This window comes from Dielma fastidiosa (assembly GCF_003475485.1).
Classification (GTDB): Bacteria; Bacillota_I; Bacilli_A; order Erysipelotrichales; family Erysipelotrichaceae; genus Dielma; species Dielma fastidiosa.
Map to the genome: position 1 here is coordinate 1 of NZ_QRQL01000014.1, position 25,206 is coordinate 25,206.

24 protein-coding genes and 1 tRNA gene are annotated in these 25,206 nt (G+C 41.6%); 3 read left to right on the plus strand and 22 right to left on the minus strand.

Annotated elements, in window-relative coordinates:
* Positions 1-306 precede the first annotated feature (306 nt).
* From DWZ33_RS17385 to DWZ33_RS17405, 5 genes are all read right to left on the minus strand, one after another.
* Entirely contained in the window at positions 307-501 is a 195-nt protein-coding gene (locus DWZ33_RS17385; RefSeq protein WP_022939111.1) for a DUF378 domain-containing protein, read from the minus strand.
* A 141-nt stretch (positions 502-642) separates the two neighbouring features.
* Positions 643-1,245: a ribosome biogenesis GTP-binding protein YihA/YsxC gene (yihA, locus tag DWZ33_RS17390; protein ID WP_118456237.1), complete on the minus strand. Its 603-nt coding sequence runs from the start codon at positions 1,243-1,245 to the stop codon at positions 643-645.
* A complete protein-coding gene (lon, locus tag DWZ33_RS17395) occupies positions 1,242-3,557 on the minus strand; it encodes an endopeptidase La (RefSeq protein ID WP_118456239.1) in 2,316 nt (771 codons plus the stop codon). The genes yihA and lon overlap by 4 nt, the downstream gene beginning before the upstream one ends.
* Before the next feature lie 50 nt (positions 3,558-3,607).
* Positions 3,608-4,885, minus strand: a complete 1,278-nt coding sequence (tig, locus tag DWZ33_RS17400) for a trigger factor (RefSeq protein WP_022939108.1) — start codon at positions 4,883-4,885, stop codon at positions 3,608-3,610.
* 38 nt (positions 4,886-4,923) lie between these two features.
* The gene (locus DWZ33_RS17405; RefSeq protein ID WP_022939107.1) at positions 4,924-5,646 is read right to left on the minus strand and encodes a hypothetical protein; all 723 of its coding nucleotides are present in this window, start codon (positions 5,644-5,646) and stop codon (positions 4,924-4,926) included.
* A gap of 269 nt (positions 5,647-5,915) precedes the next feature.
* Here DWZ33_RS17405 and DWZ33_RS17410 point away from each other — a divergent pair, with 269 nt between their 5' ends.
* Positions 5,916-7,124, plus strand: coding sequence for an AsnC family transcriptional regulator (locus DWZ33_RS17410; protein WP_118456241.1), 1,209 nt, complete (start codon positions 5,916-5,918; stop codon positions 7,122-7,124).
* A 1-nt stretch (position 7,125) separates the two neighbouring features.
* Positions 7,126-8,520: an acetate--CoA ligase family protein gene (locus DWZ33_RS17415; protein ID WP_118456243.1), complete on the plus strand. Its 1,395-nt coding sequence runs from the start codon at positions 7,126-7,128 to the stop codon at positions 8,518-8,520.
* Positions 8,521-8,575: 55 nt separating this feature from the next.
* Here DWZ33_RS17415 and DWZ33_RS17420 read toward each other — a convergent pair whose 3' ends face one another.
* The 17 genes from DWZ33_RS17420 to DWZ33_RS17500 all read right to left on the minus strand — a co-directional run bounded on the left by DWZ33_RS17420 (position 8,576) and on the right by DWZ33_RS17500 (position 24,230).
* Positions 8,576-9,466, minus strand: coding sequence for an N-acetylmuramic acid 6-phosphate etherase (locus DWZ33_RS17420; protein WP_118456245.1), 891 nt, complete (start codon positions 9,464-9,466; stop codon positions 8,576-8,578).
* Positions 9,466-10,296 carry a PTS system mannose/fructose/sorbose family transporter subunit IID gene (locus DWZ33_RS17425; protein WP_022939103.1) on the minus strand — a complete coding sequence of 277 codons (831 nt, stop codon included), beginning with the start codon at positions 10,294-10,296 and terminating at the stop codon, positions 9,466-9,468. The genes DWZ33_RS17420 and DWZ33_RS17425 overlap by 1 nt, the downstream gene beginning before the upstream one ends.
* A gap of 11 nt (positions 10,297-10,307) precedes the next feature.
* Positions 10,308-11,063 (minus strand): PTS mannose/fructose/sorbose/N-acetylgalactosamine transporter subunit IIC, encoded by a 756-nt coding sequence (locus DWZ33_RS17430; protein ID WP_022939102.1) that lies wholly within the window; start codon positions 11,061-11,063, stop codon positions 10,308-10,310.
* Positions 11,064-11,078: 15 nt separating this feature from the next.
* A complete protein-coding gene (locus DWZ33_RS17435) occupies positions 11,079-11,549 on the minus strand; it encodes a PTS sugar transporter subunit IIB (protein WP_022939101.1) in 471 nt (156 codons plus the stop codon).
* Positions 11,550-11,568: 19 nt separating this feature from the next.
* Positions 11,569-11,982 (minus strand): PTS sugar transporter subunit IIA, encoded by a 414-nt coding sequence (locus tag DWZ33_RS17440; protein WP_022939100.1) that lies wholly within the window; start codon positions 11,980-11,982, stop codon positions 11,569-11,571.
* Positions 11,983-12,096: 114 nt separating this feature from the next.
* A complete protein-coding gene (locus DWZ33_RS17445) occupies positions 12,097-14,004 on the minus strand; it encodes a BglG family transcription antiterminator (protein ID WP_118456247.1) in 1,908 nt (635 codons plus the stop codon).
* Complete coding sequence (locus tag DWZ33_RS17450; protein ID WP_118456249.1) at positions 13,998-14,783, minus strand: inositol monophosphatase family protein; 786 nt, start codon at positions 14,781-14,783, stop codon at positions 13,998-14,000. The genes DWZ33_RS17445 and DWZ33_RS17450 overlap by 7 nt, the downstream gene beginning before the upstream one ends.
* Before the next feature lie 226 nt (positions 14,784-15,009).
* Positions 15,010-15,086, minus strand: a tRNA-Arg gene (locus tag DWZ33_RS17455).
* Positions 15,087-15,193: 107 nt separating this feature from the next.
* Positions 15,194-15,655 (minus strand): metallophosphoesterase family protein, encoded by a 462-nt coding sequence (locus DWZ33_RS17460; protein ID WP_118456251.1) that lies wholly within the window; start codon positions 15,653-15,655, stop codon positions 15,194-15,196.
* A 40-nt stretch (positions 15,656-15,695) separates the two neighbouring features.
* Positions 15,696-16,670, minus strand: a complete 975-nt coding sequence (locus DWZ33_RS17465; RefSeq protein ID WP_182425843.1) for a GerMN domain-containing protein — start codon at positions 16,668-16,670, stop codon at positions 15,696-15,698.
* Positions 16,671-16,750: 80 nt separating this feature from the next.
* Entirely contained in the window at positions 16,751-17,242 is a 492-nt protein-coding gene (locus DWZ33_RS17470; RefSeq protein WP_118456254.1) for a hypothetical protein, read from the minus strand.
* 86 nt (positions 17,243-17,328) lie between these two features.
* Positions 17,329-18,090 carry a glutamate racemase gene (gene murI / locus DWZ33_RS17475; protein ID WP_118456256.1) on the minus strand — a complete coding sequence of 254 codons (762 nt, stop codon included), beginning with the start codon at positions 18,088-18,090 and terminating at the stop codon, positions 17,329-17,331.
* Positions 18,090-19,121, minus strand: a complete 1,032-nt coding sequence (locus DWZ33_RS17480; RefSeq protein WP_022939093.1) for a D-alanyl-D-alanine carboxypeptidase family protein — start codon at positions 19,119-19,121, stop codon at positions 18,090-18,092. Before DWZ33_RS17480 ends, murI begins: the two co-directional genes overlap by 1 nt.
* Before the next feature lie 98 nt (positions 19,122-19,219).
* Positions 19,220-19,423: a helix-turn-helix domain-containing protein gene (locus tag DWZ33_RS17485; protein WP_022939092.1), complete on the minus strand. Its 204-nt coding sequence runs from the start codon at positions 19,421-19,423 to the stop codon at positions 19,220-19,222.
* A 36-nt stretch (positions 19,424-19,459) separates the two neighbouring features.
* Entirely contained in the window at positions 19,460-21,241 is a 1,782-nt protein-coding gene (uvrC, locus tag DWZ33_RS17490; RefSeq protein WP_118456258.1) for an excinuclease ABC subunit UvrC, read from the minus strand.
* A gap of 2 nt (positions 21,242-21,243) precedes the next feature.
* Positions 21,244-23,559, minus strand: coding sequence for an endonuclease MutS2 (locus DWZ33_RS17495; protein ID WP_118456260.1), 2,316 nt, complete (start codon positions 23,557-23,559; stop codon positions 21,244-21,246).
* An 8-nt stretch (positions 23,560-23,567) separates the two neighbouring features.
* Positions 23,568-24,230, minus strand: coding sequence for a CvpA family protein (locus DWZ33_RS17500; RefSeq protein WP_118456262.1), 663 nt, complete (start codon positions 24,228-24,230; stop codon positions 23,568-23,570).
* An 82-nt stretch (positions 24,231-24,312) separates the two neighbouring features.
* On the opposite strand from DWZ33_RS17500, the gene rnhC reads away from it, so the two are divergent.
* Positions 24,313-25,194 (plus strand): ribonuclease HIII, encoded by an 882-nt coding sequence (rnhC, locus tag DWZ33_RS17505; protein ID WP_118456264.1) that lies wholly within the window; start codon positions 24,313-24,315, stop codon positions 25,192-25,194.
* Positions 25,195-25,206: the final 12 nt, after the last annotated feature.

The following is a 25,206-nucleotide window of genomic DNA, read 5'->3' on the forward strand; positions in this document are numbered from 1 at the left end:
TACCAAATCTTCTTCCCTTTTGTCAATCCTTTTTTTACCCTTTTTTTCGTTTTTTTTAATAAATTTTAAAACATCTTGATTTTATCGCTTTTTAAACGGTTTAAAGCTCTTAATTTAAGGGATTTGATATTAAATACATATAAACAATTCCCAAATTTTAAATTTCTATACATCTAATTAATAAATATTCATAATAATCAATTGACTCAGCATTCCTAATTATTGGCTCGCAGCACTCCAATTTATAAAAAAACGAAATTTCACAAATTAAAAGTCACCTTGCGGTGACAATTGCTCTATAAAAGCTTAATCATCTATTTTGCCAAAAAAGGTAAGTGCAATCAAGCCGCTGATACCAACCAGACAGTAAACGATACGTGTGAATAAGGTTCCTTTGCCAAACAGCATAGTGACTAAGTTAAAATCAAAGAGCCCGATCAGACCCCAGTTCAAGGCACCGACAATCACCAGTATCAACGCAATAATCTTTAATGTTTTCATTATGCTTTACCTCCTGATGATTAGTATGACCCATTTATTAAAAAATATTATACCCTAGCTTCAAAATATCGTACCATTATAGATTACCAAATTTTTGATAGAAAAAAACAGCCGTGCAATGCACAAAGCTGTTTCTATTTTTTAATGAATCGGTTTTGAATTAAAAAGCTTCAGCAATTCATTCCAAACTTCATCTACACCCTGTTTTGTCTCACTGGAAAAAGGAATCAGCACTTCTTCTTCACGAAGCAGCAATGTTTCTTTGATTACATTCAGATTCTTTTTAATTTCTGAACGTTTCAGCTTATCCATTTTGGTAGCGACAACAAAACATGGCAAATCATAGTATCTTGCGAAATCAATCATCAGCCGATCATCCTCAGTCGGTTTATGGCGGGCATCAACAATCAGCAGCAAACCGCGTTTCTGCGTGCGTTCAGCAAAATAATCCTCCATCATCTCGCCGAATTTCTTCAGCATCGTCTTAGAGGCATTCGCATAACCATATCCCGGCACATCCACCAGCATATATTGATCATTGAGATTAAAGAAATTCAAAAGCCGCGTTTTGCCGGGTGTATTGCCGACATAAGCCAATTTCTTGCGCTGGGTAATCGTATTGATTAAGCTGGACTTACCGACATTGCTTCGGCCTGCCAATACAACCTCAGGCAAATCAGATTCCGGCCATGAATGACGATCGGGAGCTGATATTACCAGCTCCGCTTTATGGATCGTAATCATCGTACTAATGCCAGATCAATGACCTGGGATACATTTTCAACCGGTATGATCTTCACACTGTCTTTTACAGTCTGCGGGAGATCATCAATGTCCTTCACGTTTCCTTTCGGAATAATAACCGTACTGATTCCACAGCGATGGGCAGCCATTGTTTTTTCCTTCAAACCGCCGATTGGCAGAACATTGCCGCGCAGCGTAACTTCACCAGTCATCGCCAAGTCTGCTTTAACCGGAACTTTCGCCAATGAAGAAACTAAGGCCGTCGTCAAAGTAACCCCAGCGCTTGGTCCATCCTTCGGCACCGCTCCCTCCGGTACATGAATATGAATATCTTCACTTTCAAATAATTTACTGTCGATCTTATACTTCTTCGCGTTAGCACGAACATAGTCATAAGCAATGCTGGCCGATTCTTTCATCACATCACCCAGCTGACCGGTAATCACAAATTTACCCTTGCCCTCAAAATGAGTCACCTCAATCTGTAAGACATCGCCGCCAAACGACGTATAAGCTAAACCAGTAACGGTTCCAACCTGATCACTTTTTTCACGTTTACCGTAATCAAAAATCTCATGACCAAGCCATTCGTTAATCAGCTTCTTAGTAATCTTAATCGATTTTTTGCCGTCCTTCAAAATTGCAAGCACAGCCTTTCTCGATAAAGTGCCGAGCAGACGTTCTAACTGACGAACACCGCTTTCTCTTGTATAGAATTTAATCAGATACAAAATCATCTCATCGTCAATTTTGAGCTGTGAAGGCTTTAAGCCATTCATCTTCAGCTGTTTAGGCAGCAGATGACGTCTGGCAATGGCCGCTTTTTCCAGTTCTGTATACGATGAAATATTAATAATTTCCAAACGGTCACGCAAAGCCGCCGGAATATCTTCAAGATAATTTGCCGTTGCGATAAACAGCACATTACTTAAATCATACGTTTCTTCTAAATAGTGATCTGAAAACAGACTATTCTGTTCTGGATCAAGCACCTCAAGCATAGCACTTGCCGGATCGCCCTTATAATCCGATGCCATCTTATCGATTTCATCAATTAAGAAAACTGGATTAATCGTACCGGCTTTTTTCATACCCTGAATGATACGGCCTGGCATAGAACCCAGATACGTACGGCGATGACCTCTGATTTCAGCTTCATCCTTAACACCGCCCACCGACATTTTCACAAATTGACGGTCCAATGCCCGTGCTACCGATTTAGACAGTGACGTTTTACCAACACCCGGCGGCCCAACCAGACATAAGATAGGCGCTTTTAAAGAATTGGTCATCTGCTTAACCGCTAAATACTCCAAAATTCTCTCTTTCACCTTTTCCAAGCCAAAATGATCCTCTTCCAGCCGTTGTTCTGCCAGCTTCAGATCCTGATTATCTTCAGACATCTGCCACCAAGGCAGTTTTATCAGCCAATCGATATAGCTCTTGATCACCCCTGCCTCACCGCTTGATGAAGGCATCATCTCATAGCGGGCAAGTTCTTCCATCACTTTATCCTTGATAGCCTGCGGATAAGGATTATTTTTGATTGTTTCACGGATAGAATCCGCATCCTCACTCTGTTCCGGCACATCGCCTAACTCTTCCTTAATCGCCCGCAGACGTTCACGCAGATAGTATTCTTTCTGACTTTCCTCAACGCGGGTGCGCACTTTCTGATTAATATCATTTTCGATCGCTGCATACTGCTTTTCTTCCTCAATGGATTTAATAATCGTCATCAAACGTGTATTTACCTCAAGGGTTTCAAGCAGATACTGACGCTTATCAACCGTAAATGGGAAAATCTGAGCAATATGATCAGCCAAACGCGGTGCTGATACGCCATTCGCAAATTCCGCAATCACTTCCGGACGAATCAGATTTGCAAGCGCATCAAAGGTTTCCAGTTCTTTGCTGACCTTCCGCACCAACACTGTTTCTTCTTCCTGATTACCCAGCACATCATTCAGCACTTCCACATCAGCCATGATTGTCTGAGCCAGTGTCGTCATGCTCTTGATGCGGGCTCTGGCAATCCCTTTAAATACAATACGGGAAAAACCATCCTTTTTATGATTAGATACAACCTTACAAATCGTACCTACCGTATACAGATCCTCTTCACTTGGATCATCAATCATCGCATTTTTCTGACTTACCAGAAAAATTTCATTATTGAAGCTTTCCGCACAACGACGTACAGCATTTAAACTAATTGGGCGTCCTACCTCAATAGATACTTCTTCGTATGGAAATACAACCACATCGCGAGTACAAACGACAGGAAATTGATAAATTTTATTTTCTTCCAAATCAACCGCTCCTCTCTATAATAGGTTAAAAAAGACGCTCAGCGTCTTTCTTACTTACTTGTTGAATCTTGAATAAGTTTAACAGCATTACGCAAACGCAAATCGTATGAAATGTTGTCATTGTCAATCAATTCTTTAACTTTAGCAATATCCATCTGATACATGTCAGCAATACGCTGGTATTCTGCTTCAATTTCCTCTTCAGTTGGATTTAATGCTTCTTTAACAGCAATTGCATCAAGCACTAAACGCACTTTAACCTTAGACTCAGCATCCACAGCCATCTGTTCACGGATTGCTTCATCACTTTGACCAGTCATCTGCTTGAACTGATCAAGACTGAATCCCTGCTGAGCTAGACGCTGAGCAAAATCATTTACCAAATTGTCAGTTTCTGATTCGATCATCACAGCCGGAACTTCAACCTGTGCATTTTCAACAACCTTTGTTAATAATTCATTGGTGAACTTTTCATCCGCTTGCTTTTCTTTATAATCAAGCATATCTTTCTTGATAAATTCTTTAAAGGCTTCAACTGTCTCTACACCTTCAATGTTAGCTAATTTAATTAATTCATCATTAACCTCAGGCAGTGCCTTTGTCTTAATTTCATGAACCGTAACCTTAAACACACAAGGCTGTCCTGCTAAGCTTTCTTCCTGATAGCTTTCAGGGAAAGTAACATTGATTTCCTTTGATTCTTCACTCTTCATACCAATCAGCTGTTCTTCAAAGCCAGGAATGAATGCATTGCTGCCGATTTCCAACGGATAGTTTTCACCTTTACCGCCGTCAAATGCAATGCCATCCTTAAAGCCTTCAAAATCAATAACAGCTGTATCACCGTTTTCAACTGTACCGTCTTCTTTGATTTCAAGTTCAGCATAACGATCCTGAAGTGCCTTGATCTGATCTTCAATATCCGCTTCAGTTACTTCACATTCATCTTTTTTAACATCTAAGCCTTTATAATCACCTAAAGTTACTTCAGGTTTAACTGTAATCGTAAAAGTCAGTGTTACTTCATCCTCAGTAATTGCTTCAACCCCTAATTCAGGACGCGCAATCATCCATAATGAATGCTCTTCAACACCCTGCTGTAAAGCCTCACCAGCAACTTCATCAATTGCTTCCATTAAAATATTCTGCTGAGAAATATGCTTCTTAGCCATTGCTGCCGGTACTTTTCCTTCTCTGAAGCCAGGCAGTGCTAATTTCTTAGCTAATTTATTGAATGCTTTTTCCTGCGCACCTTTCCAAGCATCGCCTGAAACGGTCGTCTTTAACTCACCTTGTGATTTTTCTTTTAATTCCCATGTTGAACTCATTGTTCATACCTCCTGATTCATCATATTGAGCATTTTTTTCAAATGTCATGCTTATTTAATAATAATTCATAACTATATGTTTGTGCAAGTTCTTTTTCAGCAATAAAGCATTTAAATTCATCTTCAGCGCCGTTTGCCTGATAAACATAATGTACAACAGCCAGACATAGATCCAAACTATCCTCTTCATCCACCGCCATCGGCAGCATCAGATAACATTCCTTTGCCAGAATATCCAAACACAGATTTAAAAATGAAGGATTATCATTTTCATACCATTCACGCAGCAATTCAACCGCTTTAATAACCCCTTCGCTTTCCAAAGGATATTCCAAAGCAGCCGGTACAAATTCAATGTCTAAGCCATCTCTTGTTAAGTGAAAGCTTTCATTGATCTGCTGTTCAATCATCATACTGATCAAAAGACTTTCCATCGTCAGATCATGATGTGTGTCGAAGACCTGCTGAATCAGCTCTGTATAATTGCGAAGATTCGCTTTTTGAAGCTGGTTAAGAGCGGCAACCTGACGCTGCGGGTTATTTCCCAGCAGCCATGCTTCCACCTGTTCATCGCTGAGCTGAACTTTTCCGGATTCCGGTATGCCGACTTCATCCAGCAGCTCATTAAGCTTCGCTTCTACATCCTGTGGAATATAAGGCATGTTTAATTCTTCAAGGATTCGGCTGCGGGCCTGCTTGTCTTCTCCGGAGGTAATCAATGACTGGATTTCATTAACAATATCTTGATAAATACCCTTCATTTTACGCCTCCCTGCTCAATCCATTGGATAATATAACATAATCTGTAACTAATTTCAATTATTCAGCTTGATTATCAGGGCGAACACATAACTTCACACATTTAATATTATTCAAATCCTTAATGCTCTTTTCTGGCCTTTGATTAAGGATTTGAATGCTTCAAACAGTAATATCACTAAGTATTATTGAATGTTGTGAAAGCGTTATCATTGTTCTTGATTTCCCATATCAAAAGCGCAATAATGATACTATAAGGAGGTGTTCATGAATGCCTAAGTATATGATTGGATCTGATGAACAGCAGGCTTATCTAAATGATTATAACTGGAACGTCAAGGGTTATAGCTTTTTCGAACCTGGGGTTGTCTCAACAGATCATAAATTTTATTCCGCTTTTAATGTCGCAAAATCATTTTATCAAATTTATCCGGAAGTTTTTAATCTTCCTTATATTGCAGCCGCTGTCGGTTTGAAGCAGGAGGATGTAAAGGCACGGCTGAAAAAGATGTATGATAATCGGCAGATTATGCTGGTAAAGAATTCATGTGTCGGCGTTTTAGGTTTTGGGCTTTATTATTGGATTGTGAAGCTGAAGGAAGGTCTCGGTGAAGAACAAAGACAGGAATTTGTAGATTGGATGCAAAACAATGATCAGATATGTACCGGCTATGCCATGGATGCCGGCGGTGATTTTGATTTCTTTAATGGCAATCATATGCGCAATCTTGATAATTTACTTGGCGGTGTGTTAGACAAATTCCGTTTCCGTGATGAAGTGGCTTATGTACACATCTGCCCGGTACGCCGATTAGTTCGTGAATCACATGTCAATCAGTTTGATGCCAAGGAAAATTTCAGAAAATATTTCTGGAGTGCTGAGCAAAAACAAAAGCTGCTTGCCTTACAGACGGCAATGGACAGTTATGATCTGGCGATAATTGAAGCAATCAACAATAGTGAAAGTGTTGCGGATATGTTTGACTATGATGTTTTAGCTAAGCTATCTGGTTTAGATGCCGATGAGATGAAAAAGGATTTTGTGTATCTTGTTGAACAAACAAAATCGGTAATTCCAATGGTTTACTTTAATTATCGCGCATTGGGACTGAAGATGCATTTTTATTTGGTTTCAATGTTCCAGAATACACCAACCTGGCGCAGTGAGCAAATTTGTGATGAATTAAGTCTGATGCCGGAATTTGCAAATATATTTGATTTCGCTGATGCTCATCATAATTTGATGTTATCATGCTATGAAGAAATCACGGATTTAGATAAGATTAAAGCCAAGCTGCAAAGTTATGGCGAAATCGGTGAAATTCTGGAAGCTTCTTCTTCACGCCAGCTGAGAAGATGGACATGCCGGCTTGATGATGAAAACGGCTTATGGGAAGAATGTGTGTTTACTGATGATGTTTTACAGGATCGAACAGTCAATACAGGTGTTATCTGCCCTGCTTGTAAGGAGGAAAAATAATATGCGTATCGATAAAGCACGTGATTATGTCGTTGATAATTTACAGTATGCTTTAAATCCTTCTTCAATTGCGGTAGTTGGCGCCAGCCGTTATCCAAGCAAGGTTGGCAATAAGGTTGTTGCAGAACTCCTTGAATGGGGTTATACCGGCAAAATTTATCCGGTTAATCCACGGGCCGACAAAGTGCTTGGATTAAAATCGTATCATACATTAAAAGATATTCATGATCGTGTTGATCTAGTGTTTGTGGCAGTCCCTGCCCACCTGGTCACTGCCATCGTTGAGGATGCGATTGAGATTAAGGCAAAAGTTTTAGTGATTGCGACCAGTGCCTTTAAAGAAATCGGCCGTGAAGATTTGCAGAATAAGATTACGCTGCGCCTGCGTGAAAATAAGATTCCTCTCATTGGCCCAAATTTGGTTGGCATGGGTTCACCTTATAATCATTTCAACTGTGGTTTCATTCCTTATCTGCCGGTTCCTGGACCAATCGCTATGATTTCACAGTCGGGAGCAAACTTGCTGGCGGCGCTTGGTACAAGTCAGGAAGATCATTTTGGCATGTCATTCTTTGTCGGCCTAGGCAATAAAGCCGATGTCGATTTCTCTGAATTTATTGAATACGCGCAAAAAGATGAGCATACGAAGTGTTTAGCTATTTATATTGAAGGTCTTGATTCTCCGGAGGCTTTTGTCGCTGCCTGTAAGAAAGTAACGAAACCGATTGTAGTGATTAAGGTCGGCGGCAGTAAGATCGGTGTAAAAGCTGCCTTTGCTCATACTGCCAGTGAAAATCCAGAGCCAGATCAGTATTATGATGATTTAATCAAAGAGGCAGGCGCAATACGTGCTGTCACTTGGCAGGAGTTTCTTGATATTTCGCTTGCCGTTGGTTATCAGCCGCCGCTTAAGGGCGAAAATATCGTAATGATTACCAATGGCGGCGGCGCTGGGCTTTTAGCCTGTGACCATTTTGAACGCTGTGGACTGCCGCTGCATGAACTGAGTGAAATTTCATCTCTATTGGCAACTAGGATGCGGGCCTATATGCCGATGTTTGGTTCACCGCTGAATCCTGTTGATATTGCCGGTACCGCAAGTGCTATCCAATATAAAGGAGCATTTAAACAGGCGCTGCGCGATCCGGCGGTTGATGGCATTCTAGGGGCTATCTGCCCTACTGCAGTCACCGATGTCAGCGCGATTTGTGATGCGGCGATCGAGGTCTACGAGGCAAATAAGGAGTTGAATAAACCATTCATCATGATTTGTCAGGGCGGCAAAGAATGCCATGATGCAATCTTGAAATTCAGGGATCACGGTATTCCTGCTTACGCGAGTGCTGAACAGGCGGTCAATGCAATGGCTGCTTTGCGAAAGACAGCCGTTAAGTAAACATAAAAGAAAGGACATTGGGTAAAAATGTCCTTTTCTATTGCTTCTTCAAATTCTAAACCAGCTGATTGATATTGCCGTCAGCCGCTGCCAGCTCATCCAAGGCTTGTTCTTTGCTGATGCCTTTAAGCGCCATAAGCAAGGCTGCCTTCACATTATAATCGCACTGAACCAGTAATTCATGAGCTGTCACTAACGTACAGTTCGTTGCCTGATCCAGAATATATTCAAGCCGAGTCCGCATTTTATTGCTGACCGGCGGTACATTAATCATCAGATTTTCATAAACATTACCTAATTGGGCCATAGTGATTGTCGTAATCATATTCAAAATCATCTTCTGACAAGTACCTGCCTTCAGCCGTGTAGAACCGGTAATAACCTCAGCGCCGGCTACCGCTTCCATTACCAGATCACAATGCTCAGCAACAATTGAATGCTTGTTATTAACCAATCCCGCACAGTGGATGCCCTTTTGCTGACACCAGCTTAAGGCGCCAATCACATAAGGGGTACGTCCTGATGAGCTGATACCGATCACAAAATCCTTAGCTGTGACATGACGGTTTTGCAGATCAAGGCCGCCGTTTTCTTCAACGTCCTCAGCACTGCCGTCTGTTTTCATCATATCCGTAAAATTGCCGGCGACAATGGCGGTGAACTCATCTGTTGTACCAAATGTCGCATTGGCCTCATAAGCATCCAGCATCCCTAAATAACCGGAATGTGCCGCACCGGTAAAAATAACCCGGCCGCCGCTGCGTATCGTGTCAACACAGATTTCAATTACCTGATTAATTACTGGCAGAATTGCCTGCACTGCCTTAGTACATGCTTCATCCTCATGATTCATCATCGCGGTTGCTGCCTCGATGCTCATATGAGGAAGGTTCATCGAATTGGGATTGCGTTCCTCAGTTGTCAGTTTAAGCAGATTATCTTTCATTAAAAGATACCTATGATCGCCCCAACTGCGCCGATGATAATCAGCAGCAGCATGACACGGGTCGCCTTTACCTTTTTATTCTTAAGCAGATACAATACACCCAGCGTCAGCATTAACGGCAGCAAGCCGCGGAACAGCTTATCTAAAATATCCGTTTGCACGCTCATTGATGAACCTTGAATATTAATCATCAGCGGTGTTGACACACTGACAAAGCTAGCTGTCAAGGCACCCATAACGATGGCACCTAAAGCACTTGCGCCAGTAATGACCTTCTTAATCAGATTGCTTTCTAAGATTTTCTGCAAGCCTTCTTTTCCAAGCCGATAACCGGTCATCCAAACATAATATGCAATACTCAGCATGATGCCCATCATCAAGACTGAATAAAGCAGCGGCCCTGACATACTGCCGGAAGCAGCCAATGAAATACCGATTGACAATAAAATGGGTGTTAATGTGCCCTGCCACAGCGTATCGCCGATACCGGCAAAAGGTCCCATTAAACCAGTCTTGATACCATTGATGGCTTCATCGGAAATCGGCGCGCCGTTGGCTCTTTCCTCTTCCATCGCAATTACCATGCCGTTAATTACACCACCGAAATGCGGTTCCGTATTATAGAAAACCATATGACGCTGTACCGCTGCCTGATATTCTGCCGGATTATCCTTATACAATTTTTCAATGATCGGCGCCATCGCATGACAGAAACCCGTGCCGCATAAACGTTCATAATTATAATTTGCATGTGAGAAAAAAGTCCAGCGCCAGAATGATTTCACAACATCCTTTTTAGTTAAAGTTTTTCTTGTTGAATTTTGTTCCATCTTCATACCTCCTACACATTTTCTTTCTGTGACTGTGTATAGAACCACGCAATAACAAAGCCCAATACAGAAATAACGATTGTGTCAAGTCCTAGATAAACACTTAAAATAAAGCCGAGAATATAGAATGCCATCGTATTTGGACGGCTGATTGAACGAAGATTCATCGCTACACCCAAAGCCGGCAGGATACCGCCGATAACCTGTAAGATATGCAGTACATTATTGCTTAACTTAGAAACCAGATCAGCCATGAAATCAGCGCCGTAATAAGCACCCAGCATAACCGGTATAACACTGATCAGAAAGACTAGGATCTGGGGCGGCACTACATGCAGGAAGCAGATTCTTTTTAAATCGCCCTTTTCCGCTGCCTGATCCGCCATATGAACAAAAGTTACGTCAATGGTCATATGCAGCACCCAAATCAAGGTTCCTAATAAACCAAATGGCAGCGCAATCGTGATCGCTGTTGCCGGATCAACATTACCGACAATCGCAAAGGCAGTTCCCAACACACCTGCCAATCCCGGATCTGATGGAATCGTACCGCCCGCTGATATAAAGGCAATATATGGCAGCTGAATGGCAGCCCCGATAATTACGCCTTCGGTTGGATGTCCGAGGATAATACCTACCAATGTACCGGCGACTAATGGCTTTTGAAAGAGACTTGCCGAGCCTAGAACGGTTGTCCACGGTGTACCGATAATTCCTAAATAATAGACAATACCTAGTAAAAATGCTTGAAATAATGAAATACTCATTTTCTTTTCACCCCTTTAGATGTATTTACTTACATCGATTGCCGGATCTTCAGCAACCATTTGTATTTCTACCGCAATCTTTTTGGCCAGCAAAGCTTTAAGCTGACTGACTTCCTCTTCACTTGCAGAAATATTTTTGTAAATCGTCTTTCTGCCCGGCTTAATTCCCATACCGCCAATATTGACTTTATCAAGGCAGATGCCGGCTTCCGCCATCATAACATACGGCGCGGGTGTTTTAGCCAACATGATGACCTTATCACGCTCATCAAGCGCCTGTACCATCGCAATACATGCATCCTCCCTGACCACTTCAGTTTTGATATTGGCCGGCACCAGCGTCTTGATAATCATTGTCAAAAAAGAATCATTGGCTGTCACATCATCAATAACCACAATCTTAGTAGCGCCTGTATAATTCAGCCATGATGTCATCACCTGACCATGGATTAAACGATCATCAACGCGTGCTAACACGATACTCATATCTATCTCATACTCCTTTCTACATAAGCTTCATAATTGATTTACCAACATCAAATACGCCTTCTCTGCCGCTTTGAATCGCTGCCTCGGCAAGTTCTTCCACTGAGACCTCGGTTGTATTCAGCAGCGTCATCTGCAGCATCATCGGTAAATTCACACCTACAATCACCTTCAGCTGATGTTCTCTCAACAAGCGGATCGTCTGATTGCAGGGCGTACCGCCATACAAATCAAGCACAACTGCGATTTCATCATAACCCTTCGTCTTCAAGCCATGAACTTTCGATAAAATCAATTCTTGAAAACTCTCTGGGTCCTGGCTGGGCACTAATCCCAAGCTGTCTAAAAACTCATGCTTACCGGCAATCATTTCGATTGTCTCCATAAAGGCCTGCGCCAGGTTATGATGCGTAACAATCAGTATTCCCGTCATATTTTTCTCCTTTCTGTCACGGTGATAATGAACACCAGCTACCCTGTAACTGTATTCTATCATCCATATGGCAAGTAATAATTTAATCATTTACACGGACACTTCGTGCAAGCTTTAAAACTTATCCAGCAAGCTGGCCCGCAGTACCGCCATTAAATTTTCATAGCTGGTATCCGCCAGGACTTGTCCGACTAATTCTTCACTGCAGACTAACGAAGACAGATAAGGCCAGATTTGAAACGCCTTAGGATTGTTCATCTCCGTTGAAACCAGCAGCACGATTTTTACCTGCCGTCCCTCATCCCATTCAATCCCTTCCTCAAGAATAGCAACCGCTATAAAGGTCTGCGGACTAAATGGATATAAAGGATGCGGCATCGCAACATGATTCGCAAAATAAGAACTGCTCAGCGCTTCTCTTTCCATAACCAATGCCTCAAACTTAGGCGGCAGATGATAATAGCCCGCTGCCATATCAATCAGCCGATGAACGATCTGTGAGCGGTCAGCAGCCTTACCCACATAAAATAATTCAGGTGAAAAACAATTTAATATCGCATCGATGCTGTCATACCCATTAATCGCTAAATTCATTTTCGCAAAATCCTTTTCGGTAGGAAATAAGTTAATATTCACAGCCGCGCCCTTAGTAAGCGTATCTCCCTTTTCCGTAGTAAATAATGCGTCATACTCACTGATGTTGATTCTTGATAAATCCGAAGGATTGATAAAATCAAGCTGGAGAATCTGTTTTTCAAACCATTGATATATTTTCTGACGCAGCAGTATCGTTTCACTTTGTTTTAGACTGCTGATAACCAGCAGCTTTTTACCTTCTGAATTCAGCACGATATTTTCCAAGCCATAATTGAAGTACAGCGTAAAATACGCCGCCTCATCCTCGCTGATGTGAATATGATATTTTTCATAAATCAATAAGCCAAAATATTGAGCGATATCAAAAGCAAAAGGAAATGATTGTTTAATTTCTGTCAGCAATAAATTCTTAAGCTGCATATCATGCTGCATCCTAGAAAGCAAGGGTACAAAATGAAGCGCTAAAACGACCTTCAGATCAATACTTCGAGTAAAGTCTACGCCAAATTCAGAATTAATCTGTTCCAAGGAAGCCGCTATAAAAGTGATAATTTCATCAGATACACTTTTATAATCAACATAATCTCTTTTTCCCCGCAGGTTGATTGCCAGATACGCTATTTCATATTTCAGATCGATATCCCGGCGATGAATAAACTTTTCAAATATATCCTGAGCAATCTGATATTCTTTGTCATCACATTTATCACGCTCATAGCTGTCTTCAATCAGATAGCCTTTTTCAATCCGCTGCAATGTCAGCAATAAATGCATGATTAAGCTTTCAAACAAAACCTCACTGATTTTATATTGATTCTTTAAAAAGATTTCAACGAGCATTTCTTTAATATGATTGATTTTCTTCATATCAGCGTTAAATGACGCGCTTGAATCAAGTGATAAAGCATAGACATCTTCATAAGCCAGACAGGCTCGCTTATCTTTTTCTTTACCTAGGATGCAGTAACCGGAACCAGATTTATAAAGCATTTCTAAATGATAGCGGCTGATGATTTGCTTGACTTCTTTCAAATCTAAATAAAGTGTGGAATCTGAAACATTTAGTGCTGATTGAATTTTTTTCTTTTTCACATAGTGGGTACTGTTCAGCAGCATCAAAATAATAAATTTAATGCGGATTGGCTGTTCATTCATTGAATGTTCGGAGTTAAGCTGCTGACGGCTTGCTTCAAGCATAGCCGCAAAACTCTTGATATCAGTAATTTCCAATCGATAGCCCTTTGACGGAATGGCAAGCAGCACCGCTTTTGAGCCTTCCTTTAAACTTTGTTTAATTGCCTCGATTTCACTTTTGACTGTTCTTACGCTGATGCCGCATTCATCGGCAATCTGAGCAGCGGCAGTATAATGATCAGCGGCTGCCTCAAGAATTGACAGAATGGTCAGCTGTCTTTGGGTCAGCATGATAGCTCTGGCTGACGCATCAGCTCAATCAGTTCCTGACTGTTTGCCGCCAAAACAATTTCACTGTCAAAGCAAAAAGGTCTCCCCTTTTCATCGCTGATTACAGCGCCTGCCTCCAAAGCGATGAGGATGCCGGGTAGAATATCCCACGCATGACTGGCAATCAAGAAAGTACCGGAAGTTCTGCCGCTGGCAAGATAGGCAAAATCAACACTTGCCGCGCCGAACATTTTCTCTTTCATAATCTGATAGCGCAGCCGTTTCATGGTCTGGCTTTGCAGCTTAGAGGCAGCCTGCCGCTCTTCATTAAAATCGCCGAAGCTAACAATGCTGTGATTTATTGAATCAGGTTTTACGGTCAGCTTTTTGCCATTGAGTGTACAGCCGCCATTTTGACTGGCTAGATAAAGTTCATTCAGACATGGCAGCATGATGCCGGCAGCTGCAATCGCTGACCCTACAGTCAATGCCAGCTGAATCCCAAACATTGGTATCGCATTGGCATAATTGCATGTACCATCGATTGGGTCCAGTACCCAGGTGCGCTCTTGCAGCAATGTATCCTGGTTCATTTCTTCACTAAGGATATGATCCGATGGAAATTGTGACTGAATCATTGTGATAATGTATTGTTCAATAGCATAATCACTGCTGGTAACTAAGTCTCTGGACGTTTTATCATGAATACTTTGTATTTTCATGTGATTCAGCCGCTGTGCGGCTTCCTTCAGCACGGATTCGATAAAGCTAATTTCTTTCTCATAATTATCGGTTACCATAATTCACCTCCTGATTTCATCTTATCACATTGTACTTTTCTAATGTGAAAATGAGCCGATTCCGTTTTTCAGCATTTGCATGATACTTCGTGCAAAGCAAAAAAAGCCTTTATGACAAAGACTTGCGGTGAGTGTGAGATCACTATCACTATAATTAAATTGTTTTATACATCAAATTACAAAAACATATAAAAAAAACGCCTGAATCAGACGTTTAATTTAAACATGGCGTCCACGGGGGGACTCGAACCCTCGACCGCACGCTTAGAAGGCGTGTGCTCTATCCAGCTGAGCTACGTAGACACTTTTCATGTGCTAAATTATAATAGCAAAATTAACCGCAAAGTGCAACCTTTTTTTGAATTAATTTCACACAGCTTCAACACATAAAAGAAAGGCCCTATACAGGCCTATAAGAAATTGAACTCAACATGAATACGTTCATCGGTTAAAGTCAGTATTGCATAAGATGGATTTCTACCATCTCTTGAATGCCACAAGCTGCCTGGATTCAGCAATGTTATACCGCTCACTTCATCTAATGACGCGACATGGGTATGACCATAACAAACAATATCACACGTATTTTCAAGTGCCTTCTTGGCAAGAAATTGCAGACGGTTGCCATAATATGACTGATTGCCATGAATTAACAGAATCCGATGCTGTTCAGCCTTAATAATCTTAGCTTCCGGATAATCATAATAATAATCATTATTGCCGCGTACAGTTATCAGCTGCGGATAAATATCCTCAGGCGTTTCGATATCACCGCAGTGCAGCATCAGATCAACATGATTTTGGTGCGCCTCAATCACCTTATCCATCACTTTATTTTTGCCATGTGAATCACTCATCACAAGTATTTTCATAAATATCACCGCTGATATCTTACCATTATTTTCAGCAATTTTAAAGCTTAATTCGATTAACTTCGATAGAACTTACCTGAATATGTTCTTCATTGCTGCCGGAAGCATTCACCGGAACGCCATCTACAAGAATTGAAATGTTGTCAAAGCCCAATACCTCATGAATAGAAAGAACCAGTGTATTTAAGGCTTCTTCCTTACCTGTAGCTTCCTCGTTCAATATCGAATTATCCAAATGAATAACTAAAGTATCTACATCAATCTCCACTGGCTCACTCATTGTCACACGTTCTAATGCTAATGGCTGTGCTAACGTCGATGTAACGCTGATATCAGAAAGAATTGTTTCAATGACATCATTAACATCCAGACTGCCGCCGTTGATCCGTCTGGATTTTGGCACATAATATTCAGTACCATTAATCTCCTTAACATAATAAATGTTCAGGTTATGTGAATCATGCAGAGTCGCTGTGGCACTTTCAAAATTATTGAACCCTAACCGACGGTCAAGATTTTCACTCAGCGGCGTTCCCTTTAAAGGCATCTGATTCAACGCATTGCCGTTGACACTGATGGATACCGTATCAATATCATCGAATTGAGTAGCCGCCCAAACCAGTGATTCTACAATCGCTAATTCATCCTTTGCGTCATAGGCCAGAAATCCCTCATTAAAATCAAGATTGACATGACGATCACTGATGACAGCTTCATTTAAAGCGGCGCTGGCGGGCAGTACCGATTCAAACACACTATTATCTACATCGCTGCTCATAAGTTCAATCATTTTCTGCATTTTATCAGGTTCACTCATCGAGCTGTTTAATTCAACATTTAACGGTATCAGAATCCCATCCTGATCTCTTTGAACAATCAGCAGCGAATCAACAGCTGCCGGTGCCATTACACTCTGTGTATCCGGATGCTGCGCAATCGGTATGGTTTTTACTGAAAGGTAGCTTAAGACAGCAAAAGCGCTGAATATATATGCGATTTGGAGCTTTCGGTTCATCATTTCACCTCAATCCATCCTATGCGGGAATAAAGTGAAATAGTATCTAATTTTATCTTAAAGCATGGTTTTCATATCACTCATTGATTATAAGTGCCGGTTTCAATTAATTTGCCGTCTTTATCATAAAGCCAATAAGTTTTATTACTTATCTGCTTCAGTATTTGTTTGCCTCTGAAAACAGCATTCTTATATTCATAGTATTCCATGCCAAAATTCAAGTATGAGGTATCTCTGGCTACCATCACGATCCCATTCTCAATCACAATTTTATCTGAATGATAAGCAAAGGCTCCCTGAATCATACCGCTGATCAAGTTCACCAAAGCTAAGAAGAAACAAAGCAATAAAACTACAGAGCGGGCAAATTTACTCCGTATATGCATACTCATCTGCTGATAGAAATAAAAGATTAAAATCAAGATAGATATAATTAAAAACACAAACAAAAACAAAGACGGAAGATCTCTTAACACTAAACCGGACATTTGTTCAATCATCATGAGTATTAATTTTATGATTAGAAATGCGGTGATTGGAATCAGCCCCCATAAGCGTTTCAGTTTATTCATCGGCAATCCTCTCTTTTCTCTGGCTTTGCATTAATTTTTATTTTATCATGATATCACGTTTAAAAGCTAATGGCAAAAAAAAAGACTTAGTCTTCAAAATCAATCTTTTGAACGGCTAAGTCTTCATTTATAATCGCTTTGATCTGACGCTTCATCAAGGCTGCATCTTTCGTTGTGCAAACCACAACCTGACCTTTTGCTTCCCCCTTAGGCAATGTCAGCATATTGACTGCCGCTTGGTTGGAATCGTAGAGCTTTACATTTAACAGCCGCTTTACTTCATCAGCGATCAAAGGAAAGTGGGTACAGCCTAAAATCACGGCGTCAACCTTTCCCTTATAAGGTGTCACATAATCAGCTGCTGCCGCATATAATGCCGCCTGATCATCGCCGTTTTCAATCAGCGGTACTAAGGCCGGACAGGCAAGCTCATACACCTGACATGTCTCATCAAGCTGATGGATAGCTTTCTCAAAAGCATGAGCCGCGATAGTTTTAGCGGTTGCCATAACTAAGACCGCATGCACATCTTCACCTGCTAATTGATCAACAGTCGGCTGCAGCACACCCTTTAACTGCATCTTAGGAAAGGCCTGACACAAATCATCAAACACATTGGCACATAGCGTATTGCAGGCGATAACCACTTCCTCGATTCCCCGCTTTTGAAATTCATGAATCATTTTAGCCCCATATTTAAACAATTCGGCTTTAGATAAGGCGCCATAAGGTGCATGCAGCTGATCGCCGATAAACATAAAATCAACCTTAGGATTGGCATCCATCAATGCCTTCATTACCTGAATGCCCCCTAATCCCGAATCACAGATACCAATTTTTTTATTCATTATCCTATATCCTCTAGTCTTAGACCCTTCTCTGTCATTTCCTTTGCCTTTTCAACTCCGACATACCGCAGAACAAGATGTCCTTTTTCATTCACATCCTCGGGATAACGGAACACAAAACCATATTCAGCAATATGTTTCTTCAGCCAGGCAATTTGTTCATTTTCCTGCTTTTTATTTTCTGCCTCAGCATCATCGGCGGTCGCCTCTTTCGCCTCCGCTTTCTCAACCTCAACCTTTGCCAGCTGCAGTTCAACGGTATAGCCAAGCTGATTTTCAAAATGTCCAGGCTTAAAGATATGCTGATCAACCTCATCATAGCCATAATGAAGCAGCGCCTGTTCATAGAGCTCAACCTGCTCCTCATACGATACAAAACCGCCGACCAGAATCATATTGCCGCAAGTTTTGCCGTTCAGCTCAGTCGCTGCCGCACACAATGAGGATAGCGCTGATGCAGGCTCCTTACGCACCTGAATGGGTTCATTTTCACTATATGCGTTGACACTTGGGACATTCACAATATCAACTAAATCATCCGGCTGATAACGATAAAGCGTTTTCCCTTCAATGATTTTAGCCGTCAGGGCGCTTGGATCAATCAACAAACCCTCATTCTCGGCATAACGATCCCCATGTTCAAAGAAATCACTCATCAGCTCATAAGAATAATTTCTCACCAAAGGTTCAAGATTATCATGATTAAACGTCACATCAAGATATTTATTGACAAAATCAACGATCGTCTGTGCATCAGCAGGTCTGGCTGCCTTGGCTATATTATAATAAACCGTATAGCGGATATTAAAATCCGAAATCCCAAAATACGGCATAAATTCCTCAGGCAGCAGCTGACGGTCAATCAGATAATTAATATCCTCACTGCTTAAATAACTAATAATCAAATCCCGATTATCATTATCTGCATATTTATATCTCGCAAGCGGATCAAAATGCTTGTTCATTATACTGTAACAGCATATGAAAAGAACAATTAAACTACCTATAAAGATAGCTCTTTTGGTTTTCATAAAATCACCTCCACAGTATTATAGCACAACTAAAAGAAACTAAACAGAAAATCAGTCAGCCTTTGCGTAAATAAGGGCCTTATTGAAAAGGCCCATGTTTAACCGTCGATTTTTAATTGATTTAACCGTATCAATTCAAGCATTGCCTGAGTACGTGAAGACACATTTAACTTTAAGATCACATTGGATATGTGATTTCTTACGGTCTTATCACTGATTCCCATCAACGCGGCAATTTCCTTGGTGCTGTAGTTTTGAATCAGATAATTAAAAACTTCAGCCTCACGTTTCGTACAGACCATTTGCGTAAGTAACCCTCCTAGTTCCGACACTCTATCCTATGCATCAGATTCATTTTGGTCAGTGTTACTTGCATGAAGAACCTCAAAAACATTTTTAGCAACCTGCTGCGGCACTACCTCAGCAAGCTCTTCCACAGTGGCAGCTTTTAAATTCTTTAATGATTTGAAACGCTTCCAGATTTCTTTTTTCCGCACCTCACCGATGCCCTCCACATCATCAAGCACCGATTTTGTCATTGCCTTGCTGCGCAGCTTGCGATGATAGCTGATAGCAAAACGATGGACCTCATCCTGCATCTGAGTCAGCAGAAAGAAAAGCGCACTGTCTTTTTTAATATCGATGATATTGCCGTCACTGTCCATCAAATTGCTTGTGCGGTGACGATCATCCTTAACTAAGCCAGCTAAAGTGATATCAATTTCAAATTCCGAAAGAATTTCCTTAGCCGCCTCAATCTGCTGCCAGCCGCCATCGACAATCAGCAGGTCACTGCACGGACTTTTCTCTTTGAGGATTCGGAAATAGCGGCGGTAAATGACCTCTTTCATTGAATCAAGATCGCTGACATACGGTCCCAAACGATAGAGGCGGTAATCTTTCTTCGAGGGCTCGCCATCCTTAAACACAATAAAGCCGGAAACATTAAAAGCACCAGAGATATGTGAGTTATCGACCATCTCAATAGAAGTGATCCGTTTATGAAAGATAGAAGACAACGCATACATTGCTTCTTCCTTCTTATTTTCTTCACGGCTTGCCAATTCAAATTTCTGATGATGCGAATCACGGGCATTCGCGATAACCATATCCACCAGCTTCAGCTTATCACCTTTAATCGGCTGAACGATTTTGGTATCCAACGCCTGTTCCAGCAAAGTCACATCAAGAGCGGAAGGCAGCAAAATCTCTGCCGGCAATGGATTTTTTCCATAATACTGCATAATAAAGGAAGTAAACATCGCCTGCGGATCATCGACAATTGGATGAATAGCCAGTGCTCTTTCAAGGATTTTCCCTGAACGCAGAAAAAAGCCCTGAATACTGATATAGCCTTTATCCACATAATAACCAAAAACATCACGGTCTTTCTTATCCTTAAACTGTACCTGCTGCTTCGCCGTTACATGTTCAATGGAACGAATCAGCTCCAGCTTTTCCTGTGCCTTCTCAAACTGCAGCGCTTCACTGGCCTCATTCATTTCTTTTTTCAGCTGGGTAAGCAAATCATTGACATCACCGCGCAGAAAACGTTTGATGCCGTTGACCATCTCCTGATAGACATGTTCATCAATCTCATTGATACAAGGACCTAAGCATTGATGAATATGATAATAAAGGCATTCTTTTTTAGGCATTTTCTTACATTTTCGCAAAGGATAAAGCTGATTCAGCAGATTAATCGTATGATATGCCGCGCCTGAATCAGGAAAAGGCCCAAAATATTCCGCTTTTTTATCAGCCGTATTGCGGACTACCTTTAATGTCGGCAGCTTTTCCTTCGATAATTTAATGTAAGGATAACTCTTATCATCCATAAACATGATATTAAAACGCGGCGCGTATTTCTTAATCAAGTTAAATTCAAGCAGCAGTGCTTCCTTTTCAGAACCCGTTACAATGTATTCAAAATCGACAATATTAGAGACCAGTTTCGTTGTCTTATAGTTATGAGCACCTACAAAATAGGATTTTACCCGGTTTTTCAGTTTAATCGCTTTACCTACATAGATGACTTCACCATTGATATCCTTCATTAAATAACAGCCTGGCTCAGCCGGCAGCAGCGCGAGTTTATTTTTAATCAATTCACTGGGCATGATTATTTCCCCTTGGTTTTCAGCGTTACCACGGTAGCGCCTAAACCGCCTTCACCCTGACCGCCCATGCGAAACTCCGCCACTCTTGGATTCTTTTTCAAATAGGCATGAATGGCATTCCGCAAAGCCCCGGTACCAACGCCATGAACAAGACGTACATTGGACACATTCGCTAACACCGCATTATCCAGATATTTATCAATGACTGCCAATGCCTCATCGACATACAGGCCAATCACATTGCATTCAAGTGAAATTGATGAACGCAGTGATTTCGCATAAGAAGACTTCGGCTTTTTCACCTTTTGTTTTTTAGCTGGCAATAATTCCTCCGGCTTCAGCTTCATTTTCAGTCCATTCGCCAATACATGAATGTATTTACCGCTGACCTCCTGAACTTCACCATAATAATTATATTTTTTGATCTGCACATAATCACCAACCGCATAGACATGATTTTCATCCTCTGCGATCGGCTCACTTTCAGGTACTACACTGTCAAGCTTTTTGCGGATCGCTAATAATTCATGAGGTTTAGCCGCTTTGCTGTCCTTCAGCTCCTGAATGATCGCTTCACTTTCCTCACGCGCTTCCTCCACAAGGAAGAAAGCTTTCTCTTTCGCATCTTCGATAATTTTCTCACGCTCAGCTTCAAACTTTTCTTTTGCCTTCTCAAAGGCTTCTTGTTCAGCACGCAGCGTTTTCAGCTCCTCTTCAAGATGACTCTGAATCGACATATTCTGCTGAATCGTATCCTCCAGCCGTTCCACACTGCGCTCCTGTTCAGTTTTGTTTGCTTCCTTGATTTGGGCGGCCTGGGTTAAAATTTTATTGTTTAAGCCAAAACGGCGGGCAATTTCAAAAGCATTTGATTTCCCGCTTAAACCCTCAATATAGCGATAGGTCGGCTGCATCTTTTCCATATCAAACTCAACACTGGATAAAAGCACTTCATCCCAGCGGGCGCCATAAGCCTTTAATTGTGAATAATGGGTCGTAGCAACCACCATGGCGTTTTTAGTCCGCAGATAATCAAGAATGGCGATTGCCAATGCTTCCCCTTCCTTTGGGTCTGTGCCGGAACCCAGCTCATCCAGCAGGATCAGCGAGCGATCCGTCGCATGGTCACAGATGGCAGCCAGCTTCGATAAATGCGCCGAAAAAGTGGATAAAGACTGTTCAATTGACTGTTCATCGCCAATATCCACAAAAATACCATCATATAACGGCATAACCGCTTCCTCACAGGGAATTGGAAAACCGCACATGCTCATCAGCACAAATAAGCCTAATGTCTTTAGGGTTACTGTTTTACCGCCGGTATTAGAACCGGTGATCAACAGGATTCGTTTGGGCAAGGCAATTTCATATGTATTCGCAATGACTTTTTTAGGATCAATCAATGGATGCCGTGCTTTTTTCAAATATAGACGCTGTGCTTTATCATCAATTTCAGCAACACAGGAACCATTCTCCTTCGCCCAGCGGGCTTTCGCAAAAATAGCATCTAATAAACCAAAGGTCTCACAATTGCTGATCAGTGCATCACTTTCCTTTTTCACAAGTGAAGAAAGCTGCTGCAGGATACGTTCAATCTCTTCCTGTTCAGCACTGCGTGCGCTCTGCAGCTTATTGTTTGCGTGAATCAGACTTTCCGGCTCAATATAAGCAGTCTGACCGGAAGCACTCTCACCGTGAATAAAACCCTTGACTGAATTCTTTTCGCTGATCTTCACTAAGACGCAGATACGGTCATTGCGCGTTGTAGTAATCGTATCCATCAATTTAGCACTATTGTTTTGAATAAAACTCTGTACCGCCGTATTGACATCCGCCTCACATGCTTTAATCGTTTTACGAATCGATTTCAGCTGGGCGCTCGCGCTGTCCATAACCTCATAGTTCACCGAAATACATTTTTCAATCGCCTCGGCCATTGATAATGGCAGATTTAAAGCATCACTCAGTTCCAGTAATGCCTCAACATCCTGATCAAAATTCTTCATATAATTTTGTGCCGCCTGCGCGCAGCGCACCTGATCCGCACACTGACGCAGCTGCTGAGCAGATAAGCTCAAGCCTTTTTTAGCGCCGTTCAGTGCCTCTCTTAGATCATGGACACCGCCCAATGGCATCGTACCATATTGAATCGTACAACGAATCGCTTCCCGGCTGCGTCTAAGCTCACGCTTGACATGCAGACTGTCAAAATACGGCTTCGCGTTCATGATTTCATGGACACCTAATGAAAACGCGCAATAACGGGAAATCTCCCGTTTAATATGTTCAAGCTCTAACGCTTCATAACTCTCTTTCATAATTCCTCCTAATTCACTGCTGATAAAATAAATTCAGCAAGATCACTGTCACTGATGCCTTTCGCCGCAAGCCAGACTTTAAATTCCTGGAGCGATTTAGTATCAGCATTCTCCCCCTTTTCAATCATTTGATAATCATTCAGCACATCGCCAGCCAATAAAACAACTTCATCATTGAATGGCTTCGCATAGCGAATCAAAGACGCGGAAATAAATTCCTTGCTGTTGCTGACTAAGGGAGTATTTAAAACAAAATAAACAATCAAAACGACCAGCATTCCCTGCACAAGTCCAAACGCCATGCCCAGCATCGCATTGATTGTTGAAATCACCGGCATCTTCTGAAACAGCTTGCTTAATGGCCGCAAAACCAAGAGCAAAAGCATAAAAGCGGCGGTCAATAAAACAAAAATCAGCGCCCGATTGGCATAGCCATAGAAAAATGCTGCCAGATTGGTTTTGGCAAACGGCGCTAATTCCTTTGGGAAAACCGCAAACACATCAGCGATCGCCGGGGTAATCCGCCAACAGATAAAAAGCACCAAAAAGAAAGAAAGACAGCTCAGTATCTTATAAAAAAAACCTTTTCGATATCCATCTATGATCAGTATTCCCAAAACTGCAATCAGTATCAAATCAAAAAATATTGCATATTGACTATTTATAATCATTCCTTCACCTGCTTACCCTATAATAATAATGCATCTGTCTTTTTAATGCAAACAATGTTAAAATGGAGAGCGAGGTGAATTTATGAATACCGTTTCTTTAACATTAAACCAAAAACAGATTGACACCCTGTTTGAAACATATCGAAGCAAGGCTGTAAAGACGCCGGCCTACGCCCAGTACCAGCTTAAACTCGACGGCTGTACGATTACCGCCTATGATTCAAAGAAGGTTGTATTTCAGGGCCGGGATGCGGAAGAAATGGCTGCCCTTTTTGAGCCTAAAACACTTTCTCAGCCACCTCTTCAACATGCCGCTGAGCTTAATGATTATCCGCAGGCCGGCAGTGATGAGGTCGGCACCGGTGATTATTTTGGCCCGGTCTGTGTCTGCGCCGCCTATGTTGATGCCAGCCACGCTTCGCTCATGCAGTCATTAGGCATTCAAGACAGCAAACAGCTAAGTGATGAACAGATTTTAAAAATCGCGCCCAAGCTGATGACCGAAATCCCCTATTCATTATTGATTCTTGATAATTACAAATACAATCAGGTACATCAGACGCAAAATTTAAACTGCATCAAAGCCAAACTGCATAATCAGGCTTATCTGCATCTGCGAAACAAGCTTGGCCAGCTCCCTGCTTTATCAGTGATTGACCAATTTACACCGGAAGCCAGCTATTACCGTTATTTAAAAAATGAACGTGAAATTGTACGCGGCATCACTTTTGAAACCAAGGCCGAAAATAAATATCCGGCAGTTGCCTGCGGCTCCATCATTGCCCGCTTCGCATTTTTAAAGGCGATGGATACCCTCAGTGAGCATTATTCCTTCAAGCTGCCAAAAGGCGCCGGGCCTGCCACTGAAGAGCCGATTCAGCAGTTTTATGAACTGCATGGCGAGCAAGGCTTGATGAATGCCGCCAAGCTTCACTTTAAGAATACCGATAAAATTAAACGTTAGAAAAGCAGGCCG